The organism is Streptomyces sp. NPDC017056, assembly GCF_044332485.1.
Lineage (GTDB): Bacteria > Actinomycetota > Actinomycetes > Streptomycetales > Streptomycetaceae > Streptomyces.
In genome coordinates this window covers 474143-486170 of record NZ_JBIRPD010000001.1, presented here as the reverse complement: position 1 = coordinate 486170, position 12028 = coordinate 474143, and the positions used below count along the sequence as shown (strand labels likewise).

Genomic DNA, 12028 nt, shown 5'->3' with positions numbered 1-12028 from the left:
GACCTCCTGTGATTCTGGGATTTTATTTAATCTCGCCAATCTGTTACCCGCCGCGGAGGGAGAATTCACGTAGAGGGTCGTGATCGCTGCGGTGAATCGTTTCCTTTGTGGGTTTTCTGTTGTGTTTTTGGTTGTGCTTTTGGTTGTGTTTGCTGGCGTGTTTTCATGTGTTTTCGTGCGGTCGGCTGCGGGGCTTGGCCGGAGGTTGTCTGGTCGTGGGCGGGTACATGCCAATAGGCTGTGCGGCCTTCGCGTTCTGCCTTCGCGTCCTGGGGGTCTCGTGAGCGGTCTCGTGAACGGTGTCGTGAACGGTGTCGTGAACGGTGTCGTGAGTGGTCTCCGTGCGGTGTTTGTCTGCTTTGTAGTTATGTGTGTTGCGGTTGTGTCGCCGGCTGCGGCTGCGGCTGCGGCTGTGGCGCCGGGCTGGTCGGTGTTGCCGGTGCCGGCGGCGGTTCCGCCGGTGACCGTGTCCGATCTCGCCGCCCGCGGGCCGCGCGAGGCGTGGGCGACCGGGTACGAGCACGCCGCCGACGGACTGCTGCGGCCGATGTTGTACCGGTGGGACGGCGCGGAATGGGGTCGGGACGCCAGCTTCCCCGGTGTCGGCGAGTCGGGGACGCTCGGCAAGGTGCAGTTCGTCGGCGAGGAAGTGTGGATCTTCCACAACCGTGCGGGGGCGGGGGAGATTCTGCGCCGGTCGGCGGTGGGATCGTGGAGTGTTGTCCCGCTGCCGCAGACTCTGCGGATTTACCAGGACTTCACCGCTGTACGGGGTGCCGCGTGGGTGGTCGGTGAGGACGACACCGGGGTGAAGGTGTTGCACTACGACGGTGATGGCTGGACTGCGCAGTCCGTTCCGGACGGTGTGCTGTACCTGATGGGGATCACCGCGCGTACCGCCACCGACGTCTGGGCCTGGGCGGACACCAGCACCGGAACCGCCGTCCTGCGCTGGGACGGTACGGCGTGGCGGGACGCGAAGGTGCCGCTGCCGGCGAACAGCAACGTGCACACGATCCTGTTCGAACCGTCCGGTCGGGTCACGATCGGGGGCAGCCGGTACGCCGACGGCGTGACCAGCACCTACGTGATGACCTGGAACGGGCATTCCTGGCGCACCACTTACCCGCCGCTGGGCGGCGCCCACGCCGGGGCCTTGGCGCGCGGCCCGGACGGCGCGCTGTGGCTGCCGTTGCGCAGCGACCGCGCGTTCCAGTCGAAGTACGCGCGGGTGGACGGCTCGCACACCACCTTCTCGTACGGCCCGAAGCGTACGAACGCGATCGCCGTTCAACCGCGTGCGCTGGCGACGGCCGGGTTCTCGTTGCTGTCCTTCGGGATCGCCGAGATCTACGGCTCGAAGCCGAACCTGATGAGCGAGCGACTGGGCGAGCGGCCGAGCGAGCGGCCGAGGGGGCTGACGTGACCGGGTGGCTGACGTGAGTGGGTGGCTGACGTGGCTGGGTGGCTGACGTGACCGGGTGGCTGACGTGAGTGGGTGGCTGACGTGGCTGGGAGGCTGACGTGAGTGGGTGGCTGACGTGGCTGGGAGGCTGACCGTGGTGCGTCGACTGCTTGTCGCGGTTCTTGCTGTTGCCATGGCGGCCATGGCCGTCGTGTCTTCGGCCGCGGCGGAAACCGTGTCCTGGCAACACGTTCCGGTTCCGGCGCAAGTACGCCCGCAAGCCGGGCTGAACGAGGCCGTGGCGTTCGGGCCCGACCGGGCGTGGGCGGTGGGGGTAGACGCCGTCGGCCGTGAGGCGCCGGGCTTCCCGCTGATGCTGCGCTGGGACGGGACCGCGTGGCAGCGCCAACGCCTGCCCGGGGCCGGCTGGCAGGGCGAGCTGCTGTCCATCGCCGCGACCTCGCCGGCCGCGGTCTGGGCGGTCGGGCGTGACTCGGCGGGCGGCGCCCGGCTGCTCCGCCACGACGGCGCTGCCTGGCGCGAGAGCCCCGCGCCGCGCGGTGTGGTGCTGACCAAGGTCGTCACCGGTGGCGGTGAGACCTGGCTGATCGGGTCGCGGGACGGCGCGCAGGTGCTGCTGCGCAGGGATGGGCGCGACTGGCGGGACGTGCCGGTGCCACCGGGGGCCGTGTACGGGCTGCACATCCTGGCGGCCGACGACGTCTGGGCCGCGGGCGCCACCAACGCGGGAGCGGCCGTGTCGCACTGGAACGGGCAGGCGTGGCAGCAGACGATCGTGGACGGGTTCCCGCGAGCGGCCGTGGGCAGCGTGCTGGCGGTCTCGCCGACGGAGGTGTGGGCGGGTGGCACGGCCGGGTTCGTCGGCGGCCCGCCGGGCCGGCCGATTCCGCCGCTGCTGGTCCGCTGGGACGGGCAGGCGTGGAGCCGGGTGACCGTACCCACCAACTTCGGCTCGGTCAGCTCGCTGGCGCCCGCCGCTTCCGGCGCGCTGGGCTGGGTGGCGGTGGCCCGCTCGCAGAAGTGGGGCCCGCCGGGCAGCTATCCGCCGATCGTTCCCGGGCCGGATTTCTTCGCCTGGGACGGCCGGTCGTTCACCGAGTACAGCGAGCCGGCGGTGGCCGGGGAGGGCGAGTCCTGGTCGCTGCGGCTGGCGCCGGTGCCGGGGACGAAGGCGGTGTGGTCGGTCGGCCGGGCCGATGGCCCCGAGGGCACCTTCGCCCCGCGCATCCTGCGGTTCGGCTGAGACGGCGGAAGCGAACAGGGCTCTCTGGCGGGAGAACCGTTCGGTGCGGAGCCGGTCAGCCGATGGGGTTGACGAAGGTGGCCGGGTGGGTGGCGCCGCGCTGGTCGACGAGCGGGCCCCAGGGCCACTTCAGGGTGAGCGCGGTGGTCTCGTTGGGCGGGGTGACGGCCACGGTGGCGGGCTTCCAGGAGCCTTCGGCGTTCTCCTTGGCCATGCCGAGGTTGAGGGTGAAGTCGGTGGAGTCGCCGGGGGCGAGGGTGATCGAGCCGTGCTTGGCCGAGGAGCGGGTCAGCGACCAGACGGGGCCGTTGGCGTCGGGCTTGAGGTCGACGCCGGCGAAGCCGCCGATCTTGCAGGTGCGGCTGCTCTTGTTGGTCAGCACGATGCTGGTGGTCGTCGAGCCGCCCGCGTTCGGGTCGGGGGTCGCGTCCTCGCCGGTGGCGAAGGCGGCCTTGAGGTCGGTGGTGTGGCAGCGCTGGTTGCCCGAGCCCGCCTTGCCACCGCCGCTTCCGGCCTTGCCGCCGTTCCCGGCGTTCGCGCTGCCGGACTGCTTGCCCGCCGCTCCCGTCTTGCCGTCGCCCTTGCCGTCTCCCTTGCCGTCGGTCTTCGCGCCGGAGCCCGTCTGGGGCTCGGAGCCCTGCGCGCCGTCGGAGGAGCCGGCGCCGCCGGACTCCGTGGCGGCCGTACCCGGGTCCGTCTGGCCCGCGGTCTTGGTGCCGCCGGCGGTGTCCGAGCCGGAGCAGGCCGTCAGGGTGAGGCTGGCGATCGCGGTCAGGGCCGCGGCGGCGACGCGGAGGGTACGGCGGCGGGCGGTGCGGGTGCTGGCGGAGTTCATTTCGGGTCCCCCGGGGCGGTTGGTGGTGTGGTCTCCTCGGTACGTCACTCACTCTGTCCGGAGCCGCTGGCGTGCGGCTAACGGCCGGCTAACGCCCTCGGCCGCCCGTTGCGTTACGCGCGTGTCGGAACGCGGCCCGGATCTCGGCGACCAGCAGGTCCGGCTGTTCCAGGCCGGGGAAGTGGCCGCCGCGGTCCGTCTCGTGCCACGAGCGGAGGTCCTGGTAGCGGCGCTCGGCCCAGCGCCGGGCGGTCGGCCACGGTTCGGCGGGGAACAGCGTGCAGGCGGTGGGCGTCGTCACCGGTTGCGCGTTCTCCTCTTCGGCGCTGCGGGGCACCCACCGCATGGCCTCCCAGTACCAGCGGGCGCTGGAGGCGCCGGTCCCGGTCAGCCAGTACAGGGCGATGTTCTCCACTTGCTGCGTCATGCTCACTCCGCCTCCGGCCTCCGGCCGGGTGTCGGCGTAGGCGGCGAACTTCTCGCCGAGCCAGGCCGCCAGGCCGGCGGGGGAGTCGAGCAGGGAGTAGCCGAGCGTCTGCGGGCGCGTCGCCATGATCATCCCGAAGCCGTAGCCGTCCGCGAGGTGGGCGTCGCGCCGCTCCAGCATGCGCTGTTCCGCCGGGTCCCGCGTGTTCCGGTCCTCCGGCAGGGGAGAGGCGAGCGGCATCGTCAGGTGCAGGCCGGCGACCCGTTCGGGCACCTGGCGCGCCAGTTCGGTGCTGACGTACGCGCCCCAGTCCCCGCCGTGCGCGCCGAACCGCTCGTAGCCGAGCGCGGTCAGCAACCCGGCCCACGCCCGCGCCGTGCGGGCGGGCTGCCAGCCGCGCTCGCGTGGCCGCTCGCTGAACCCGAAGCCCGGCAGCGCGGGTACGACCACGTGGAAGGCGTCGGTGGCGGAACCGCCGTGCGCGACGGGGTCGGTGAGCGGCCCGAGGACGTTCTCGAATTCGAGTACGGAGCCCGGCCAGCCGTGGGTCAGCACCAGGGGGAGTGCCGTGGGCTCGGGTGAGCGCACGTGCCAGAAGGCGATGTCCAGGCCGTCGAGGCGGGCGCGGTAGTGCGGTATCGCGTTCCAACGGGCCTCCGTGGCGCGCCAGTCGTGCTGCCGCCAGGTGGTGAGCAGCTCCCTCAGCCGGTCGAGTCCGATGCCTTGGGTCGCGTCCGGGACCGTTTCGGGCTCGGGGAGCCGCACCTCGTCGAGGCGGGCCCGCAGGAGCGTCAGTTCGCGGTCGGGGATGCGGACGGGGTAGGGCTCGATGCGTATTTTTCCAGGCCGTGTCGCCGTGTTTTCGGACATGAGCGAAACCCTAGGTACGGCCACCGCGCGAGCCCATGTCCGCGATTGCCGCGCCGCGGTCAGGAATTGCGGTATGCAGAGGGGCGGGCGCCGGTGTGCCGCAGGAACGCCTTCGACAGGGCGGCGGGGTCGGCGAACCCGCAGAGCGGCGCGATCCGGGCGACGGTGAAGTCGGTGGTCAGCAGCAGGCGTTCCGCCTCTTCGATGCGCAGGCGGACGAGGTACCGGTGGGGCGTTTCCCCGGTGGCCCGGCGGAAGACGCGGACGAGGTGGAAGACGCTCAGGTGCACGGCGTCCGCGATCTCGGCCAGTGTGAGCGGTTCGGCCAGCCGGTCGCGCATCAGGGCGATCGCCGCCCGGACGCGCGCGTCCTCCCGTACGGGGGCGCGCTGCTCCGGGGCCCGGGAGTGACGGGTGAGCAGGTGGACGGCCAGGAAGGCGGCCGAGGTCTCGGCGTACAGATCTCCCGTCTCCTGTGCCGAGCCGACGGCGCGTACCGCCTCCACGAGCAGCGGGTCCCCGGCGGCTACGGAGGCCGCCATGCTTTCGTAGTCCACCGCGGGGCCGCCCAGCTGCGCGGCGGTCCGTTCGACGGTGCCGCGCGGGATGTGGACCTGCACGCTGCGCAACGGCCCGTCCCCGCGGTAGCGGCGGAGGGCGGGCCGGTCGGGAACGCCCAGTTCGAGGCGGTCCGGCGCCCAGACGTGGCGGTGCCACCGGCCGCCGGTCCGTGTCTCCATCTCGGCCCGGCCCCCTACGGGCAGGACCAGGTGCAGGTCGGCCGCGGCCGGCAACTCCATGTCCTCGACCGCCGGTACGTGGTGGAAGCGTTGCACGAGCAGCGACTGCCAGCTGGCGTCCTGCCAGCTGCAGTGCGTCCGCCGGACGTAGCGGTCCATGTCGAATCCGGCGTAGGGCTGGAGATCGAAATGAACGGAATCGAACACCATGCGGTCGAGACTAGGGCGTTCCCCGGTGCCCGGCGCTGTCGTCCGGCGCCGGGCACCTCTCACCGTCCGGCGTGCTTACGCCTCGGGCGGGATCGGCAGGTGCAGGAGTTGCAGGGACCAGGTGTCCTGGGGGACGTCCTCGGGCTGGGTCAGCCGGAGCTGCGCGCCGGGGTAGTCGGCCCGGATGGCGAGGCCCTTGTCGGAGACGATGTTCAGGCCCTGGATGGACGGGTCGAAGGTCCACGGGACCGGCGAGGTGGCGTTGGCGAACACCTTGTCGTCGGAGTACACGATCTTGACCTGGGGCCTGACGTACAGGCTCAGGTAGTAGCTGTCCTGGCCTGCGGGCTGAATGATGATGGCCTGGTGCAGCGGGGGCTGCATCTCGGGCTGGGTGATGACGGGAACGCCCTTGTCGATGGAGTGCCCGGCGGGCGTCAGGACGGTGCGGAATCCGATGTGCGCGCCGAGGAGGTATACCCCCGGCTCTACAGGAACGTTGGCCATGTCCGTGCCTTCCTCTGTCGAGTCGGCTGGTGGCGGGTGCCACGGATTCGTGCGGCAGGAAAGCTACCCGGGGATTCCGCTCCGGGAAGGGGGGCCGTGGGGCGCCGGGTACGGATCCGGGCGGATGTGCGCGGCGCCAAGTTCCGCTTGACAGCGCCGGGTTGTCCGGCGGGCGGCCGTACCGGCGGGGAGCGTGTGCCGCCGTGGGGCGGGCCGAGGGGCGTGTTGCGGCCGGACAGCCGTGACTTCCCGCCGGGCCGCGCGCGCCTCGCCGTGCGCGATGCGGCGCTTTTGCCGCCCCCGTGCGGCCGCGTCCGCTTTGCCACTCACGCTTCCGGTTGCCCGTACGTGCGGCGGTCAGCGTCCCGTGTCGTCCGCCGTCCCGGCGCGGCACAGCAGGGCGGCGTGCAGGTCGAGGCGGTGGCTCAGGCGCGTGAGGTCGCGGCCGGTGAGGCGCTCTATGCGCTGGATGCGGTAGCGGACGGTGTTGACGTGCAGGTGCAGGGCGGCGGCGGTACGGGACCACGAGGCGTCGTGCGCCAGGAAGGTCTCCAGGGTGCGCAGCAAGGTGCCGCCGGTGGTGTCCTGGCCGGGGAGGAGCGGGCGGAGGGTGCGGGCCCAGAAGACGGCGCGCACCTCGGCGGGCACGGCGGCCAGCAGCCGTTCGAGGGTGACGGGCGCGGAGCCCTCGCCGGTCGCGGGCGAAACGGTGTGCGGCATGGGGCGTGCTCCTCGTACCGTCCGGGCACCGGCCCGGGGCTGGGCGGTACGCACTCACCAGGTGAGAGCGCGGAATCGCATAGTAAATGCGAGGGGAACAAGTGTGTAGTCGCGCTGGTGCGGGGTGAGGGGCGGGTGGGGCGGCGGGGGGAACGGGGGGAAGCGGGGCCGGTTCCCGTGCGTTGCACCGGCCGGGCGCAGGCTGCGCTTGCTTCACTCGACCCCATGGACCTGAACACGGTGCGGGAGGTCGTGGACGCCGGGGAGCGCCCTGAGTGGCGGCCGGGTGACGCCTGGCTCGGCGGCGGCACGTACCTCTTCTCCGAACCGCAGCCCCGGCTGCACCGCCTGCTGGACCTGGGCCGGACGGGCTGGGAGCCGCTGCGGTGGCTGCCGGACGGCGCGCTGGAGATCGCGGCGACGTGCACGGTCGCTGAGGTGGCCCGGTTCGGCCGGGGCACCGACCGGCCGGCGGGCCCGCTGTTCGAGCAGTGCTGCCGCGCCTTCCTGGCTTCGTTCAAGATCTGGAACACGGCCACCGTCGGGGGGAATCTGTGCCTGGCGCTGCCCGCCGGGCCGATGATCTCCCTCACGGTGGCGCTGGACGGCGTGTGTGCGCTGCTGGCCCAGGACGGTACGGTCCGGCGCCTGCCGGTGGCGGACTTCGTCACCGGCGCGGGCCGCACCGTCCTGGCTGAGGGCGAGTTGCTGCGCTCGGTCACACTGCCGGCCCGTGCGCTGGGGCGCCGTACGGCGTTCCGGCAGGTGTCGCTGTCCGGGCTCGGGCGTTCGGCCGCGCTGCTGGTCGGGACGCTGGACCCGGTGGACGGGGCGCTGACGCTGACGGTCACCGCCGCCACCGTGCGGCCGGTACGGCTGCGGTTCGCGTCGCCGCCGGACGCCGGCGCACTGCGGGCGGCGCTCGGGCGGGCCGTGCCGGACGGCGGCTGGTTCGACGACGTGCACGGGCTGCCGGAGTGGCGGCGCCACATGACGTACCGGCTGGGGGAGGAGATCCGGCGGGAGCTGCGGGACGCCGGTCCCGGAGTGCCGGCAGAGGGGACGGTTCCCGTGTCGCCTCCGCGCGTACGGCCGCGGCCTCCGTCCGCGTCCCCCTTCCGTACCGTGGTCAACGGCACCGCCACCGGCGCCGAACCGCGGCCCGGCCAGTGTCTGCGCACGTATCTGCGCGACCGCGGCTGGTCCGGGGTGAAGAAGGGGTGCGACGCCGGGGACTGCGGGGCGTGCACGGTGCACGTGGACGGCGAGCCGGTGCACAGCTGCGTGTATCCGGCCGTGCGGGCCGGCGGGCGGGCGGTCACCACCGTCGAGGGGCTGGCCGGTGGAGAGCGTGGCGGTGAACTCCACCCTGTTCAGCGTGCGTTCCTCGAGGCGCAGGGATTCCAGTGCGGTTTCTGCACCGCCGGGTTCCTGATGACGACCACGGCGCTCGACGCGGACCTGCTCGCCGATCTGCCGCGCGCCTTCAAGGGGAACCTGTGCCGCTGCACCGGTTACCGGGCCGTCGAGGACGCCGTACGGGGTGTCCGGCACATCGAGGCCCCCGCGCCGGGCTGCGGCGTCGGCCGCAATCTGCCCGCGCCCGGCGGTGCGGACGTGGTCACCGGAGCGGCCCGCTTCACCTTCGATCTCGGCCCCGGTGCCGGCCTCCCCGGGCTGCTGCACATGAAGCTGGTCCGCTCGCCGTACGCCCACGCCCGTATCACCGCCATCGACAGCAGTGCCGCGCTGCGCGTGCCTGGCGTGCACACCGTCCTCACCCACCACGACGCGCCCGCCAGGCACTATTCCACCGCCCAGCACGAGCACCCGGAGGAGGACCCGTACGACACGCGGCTCCTGGACGACACGGTGCGCCACGTCGGCCAGCGGGTGGCGGCGGTGCTGGCGGACAGCGAGGCGGCGGCGGAGGAGGGTTGCCGCCGCGTCATGGTGACGTACGACGTGCTGCCCGCGGTCCTCGACCCCGAGGAGGCGATGCAGCCGGGCGCGCCGGTCGTACACGACAAGGGGGAGTGGGCCCGGATCGCCCGTCCGGATGCCAATGTGGCGGGCGAGGTGCACGGGGAGTGCGGTGATGTGGAGGACGGCTTCGCCGCGGCCGACGAGGTGTACGAGGAAACCTTTCGTACGCAGCGGGCGCAGCATGCCGCTCTGGAGACGCACGGCGCGATCGCCTGGTTCGAGCCGCCGGAGGAAGGCGGCGGGGCGGCCGGGCGGCGGCTGGTCGTGCGGACCAGTACGCAGGTGCCGTTCCTCGTCCGGCGTTCCCTCTGCGCGCTGCTGGACCTGCCGCCCGAAGCGGTGCGGGTCGTCGCGGGCAGGGTCGGTGGCGCGTTCGGCGGCAAGCAGGAGATGCTCGTCGAGGATGTCGTGGCGCTGGCGGCGCTGCGCACCGGGCGGCCGGTCAAGCTGGAGTTCACCCGGGCCGAGCAGTTCCACGGCGCCACCACCCGGCACCCGTTCACCGTGCGGATCAAGGCGGGGGCGCGCCGGGACGGCACGCTCACCGCGCTCCGGCTGCACGTGGTGTCCGACACCGGGGCGTACGGCAATCACGCCAGGGCCGTGCTGCTGCGCGGGTGCGGCGAGGCCCTGGCGCTCTACCGCTGCCCGGCCAAGAAGGTGGACGGATACGCCGCCTACACCCACACCGTCCCGGCCGGCGCCTTCCGTGGGTACGGGCTCGGCCAGGTCGTCTTCGCGGTGGAGAGCGCCCTCGACGAACTGGCGCGGCGGCTGGGCGTCGATCCGCTCGCGCTGCGGGAGCGCAATGCCGTGCGGCCCGGGGACGACGTGGTGACGCTCGTCGGGGAGGACGCCGACCTGCGCCTGGGCAGTTACGGGCTGGACGCGTGCCTGGAGGTGCTGCGGAACGCGACCGCGTCCGTGGCGGCGGAACCGGACGTTCCGGAAGGCTGGCTGGTGGGCGAGGGCAGCGCGCTGTCCCTGATCGCCACCGGCGGGCCCGGCGGGCACTTCGCCGACGCCCGGCTGGCGCTGGCCGCCGACGGCACGTACGAACTGGCCGTCGGCACGGCCGAATCCGGCAACGGGTCCACGACCGTGCACCGGCAGCTCGCCGCCGACGAACTGAACACCACCGCCGCGCGCATCGCCGTGCGGCAGGCCGACACCGACGCGGTCGGGCACGACACCGGCACGTACAGCTCGACCGGGACCGTGGTGGCGGGCCGGGCCGTGCTGCGCGCCGCGCGGGCCCTCGCCGGCCGGATCAGGGACCGCGGCGCCCGCCACTTGGGGGTCGGCCGTACGGAGTGCGTGCTGACGGCGGACGCCGTGGTGGCGAAGGGGAGCGCCGCGCGCGTGACGTTGCCGGAGCTGTACGAGGCGGCGTGTACGGAGGCGGGTGGCGGGCCGCCGGCCGCCGACGGGCACTTCGGCGGTTCGCCGCGCTCCGTCGCCTTCAACGCGCACTGGTTCCGCGTCGCCGTCGACCCGGGCACCGGGGAGATCCGCGTCCTGCGCAGCGTGCACGCGGCGGACGCGGGCACTGTGATCAATCCCATGCAGTGCCGCGGCCAGGTCGAGGGCGGGGTGGCGCAGGCGCTGGGGTCGGCGCTCCTGGAGGAAGTACGGCTGGACGGGCGCGGCGCGGTGTGCACCGCCGCGTTCCGCGAGTACCGGCTGCCCGCCTTCGCCGACGTGCCCAGGACCGAGGTGCACTTCGCGCCGACCGCCGACGCCGTCGGCCCGGTGGGCGCGAAGTCCATGAGCGAGAGCCCCTTCAACCCGGTCGCGCCGGCGCTGGCCAACGCGCTGCGCGACGCCACCGGGGTGCGCTTCACCCGGCTGCCGCTCGCCCGCGACCGGGTGTGGCGTGCGCTGACCGGCGGGGCCTGCCGCGACCCCGGTCCGGCGCGGTGAAAATTCGCATGGATAGGACGGCGTTTGGTGGGCAGGGGTGCTGGACGGTCCCGGCGTGCGGAATAGGTCAGGCAATGATCCCGTTACCGCAGCGGGACCGCCGACAGACCGGAACCGGAAGCAGGGATTTACGCATGAGCACCGTTGAGCTCACCAAGGACAACTTCGACGAGATCGTTTCCGGCAACGACTTCGTCCTGATCGATTTCTGGGCCGAGTGGTGCGGTCCGTGCAAGCAGTTCGGCCCGGTTTTCGAACGGTCGTCCGACAAGAACGACGACCTGGTCTACGCGAAGGTCGACACGGAGGCGCAGCCCGAGCTGGCGGCCGCCTTCCAGATCCAGTCGATCCCCACCCTGATGATCGTCCGCGAGAACATCGCGGTGTTCTCGCAGCCGGGCGCGCTGCCGGAAGCCGCGCTGGAGGACGTCATCGGCCAGGCCCGCAACCTGGACATGGACGAGGTCCGCGCCTCCGTCGAGGAGGCACAGAAGGAACAGGGCCAGGCACAGCAGGAGGCGCAGGGCGGCAGTGAGTGAACTGCTGCTGATCCGGCACGGCGAGACGGAGTGGAGCAGGACGGGCAAGCACACCAGCTGGACCGACCTGCCGCTCACCGCACACGGCGAGGAGCAGGCCCGCGAGCTGCGCCCGGTCCTCGCCGGCCGGAAGATCGGCGCCGTGCTCGCCAGCCCGATGCGGCGGGCGCTGCGCACCGCCGAACTGGCCGGGCTGCCGGAGCCGCGCGTCGACGCGGACCTGGCCGAGTGGGACTACGGCGGGTACGAGGGCATACCGACCGACGAGATCCACCGGACCCGCCCCGACTGGTTCCTGTTCACCGACGGGGTGACCGCCGGGCCCGCCGGGCACCCGGGCGAGTCACCCGAGCAGGTCGGCGCGCGCGCCGACCGGGTGCTGCCGCGCATCGACGAGCAGCTGCGTACGGCCGACGGCGACGTGGCGCTGGTCGGGCACGGCCACTTCCTGCGGGTCCTGACGGCCCGCAGGCTCGGGCTGCCGCCGTCGGCGGGCGCGCTGTTCACCTTCGAGACGGGCACGGTCGGCGTACTCGGCACGGAGCACGGGCGCCCGGCTGTGGTGCGCTGGAACACGCGGACGGTGTGAGTTCCGGGTACGG

General features: G+C 72.9%; 10 protein-coding genes and 1 pseudogene. 6 read left to right on the top strand and 5 right to left on the bottom strand.

The features are described from left to right. Positions 1-328: 328 nt before the first annotated feature. Both ACH4OW_RS02265 and ACH4OW_RS02260 read left to right on the top strand, forming a co-directional pair. Entirely contained in the window at positions 329-1426 is a 1098-nt protein-coding gene (locus tag ACH4OW_RS02265; RefSeq protein ID WP_398024454.1) for a hypothetical protein, read from the top strand. 133 nt (positions 1427-1559) lie between these two features. After that, on the top strand, positions 1560-2669 hold the full coding sequence (locus tag ACH4OW_RS02260; protein WP_398024249.1) for a hypothetical protein: 1110 nt from the start codon (positions 1560-1562) through the stop codon (positions 2667-2669). Positions 2670-2724: 55 nt separating this feature from the next. On the opposite strand, the gene ACH4OW_RS02255 is transcribed toward ACH4OW_RS02260, so the two are convergent. The 5 genes from ACH4OW_RS02255 to ACH4OW_RS02235 form a co-directional block, all read right to left on the bottom strand. After that, positions 2725-3504 carry a DUF4232 domain-containing protein gene (locus ACH4OW_RS02255; RefSeq protein WP_398024247.1) on the bottom strand — a complete coding sequence of 260 codons (780 nt, stop codon included), beginning with the start codon at positions 3502-3504 and terminating at the stop codon, positions 2725-2727. Positions 3505-3592: 88 nt separating this feature from the next. Beyond that, positions 3593-4801 carry an epoxide hydrolase family protein gene (locus tag ACH4OW_RS02250; protein WP_398024245.1) on the bottom strand — a complete coding sequence of 403 codons (1209 nt, stop codon included), beginning with the start codon at positions 4799-4801 and terminating at the stop codon, positions 3593-3595. Between the two features lie 59 nt (positions 4802-4860). Continuing rightward, positions 4861-5751 (bottom strand): helix-turn-helix domain-containing protein, encoded by an 891-nt coding sequence (locus tag ACH4OW_RS02245; protein WP_398024243.1) that lies wholly within the window; start codon positions 5749-5751, stop codon positions 4861-4863. Between the two features lie 75 nt (positions 5752-5826). After that, positions 5827-6258, bottom strand: a complete 432-nt coding sequence (locus ACH4OW_RS02240) for a hypothetical protein (RefSeq protein ID WP_360122037.1) — start codon at positions 6256-6258, stop codon at positions 5827-5829. A gap of 357 nt (positions 6259-6615) precedes the next feature. After that, positions 6616-6978, bottom strand: a complete 363-nt coding sequence (locus ACH4OW_RS02235; RefSeq protein WP_360122034.1) for a helix-turn-helix domain-containing protein — start codon at positions 6976-6978, stop codon at positions 6616-6618. Between the two features lie 225 nt (positions 6979-7203). Here ACH4OW_RS02235 and ACH4OW_RS02230 point away from each other — a divergent pair. The 4 genes and pseudogenes from ACH4OW_RS02230 to ACH4OW_RS02215 form a co-directional block, all read left to right on the top strand. Continuing rightward, positions 7204-8016, top strand: a pseudogene (locus tag ACH4OW_RS02230) (FAD binding domain-containing protein); the annotation flags it as partial. An 87-nt stretch (positions 8017-8103) separates the two neighbouring features. Continuing rightward, complete coding sequence (locus ACH4OW_RS02225) at positions 8104-10887, top strand: molybdopterin-dependent oxidoreductase (RefSeq protein WP_398024452.1); 2784 nt, start codon at positions 8104-8106, stop codon at positions 10885-10887. 134 nt (positions 10888-11021) lie between these two features. Next, the gene (gene trxA / locus ACH4OW_RS02220; RefSeq protein ID WP_360122031.1) at positions 11022-11426 is read left to right on the top strand and encodes a thioredoxin; all 405 of its coding nucleotides are present in this window, start codon (positions 11022-11024) and stop codon (positions 11424-11426) included. After that, positions 11419-12015: a histidine phosphatase family protein gene (locus ACH4OW_RS02215; protein WP_398024241.1), complete on the top strand. Its 597-nt coding sequence runs from the start codon at positions 11419-11421 to the stop codon at positions 12013-12015. Before trxA ends, ACH4OW_RS02215 begins: the two co-directional genes overlap by 8 nt. Positions 12016-12028 lie beyond the last annotated feature (13 nt).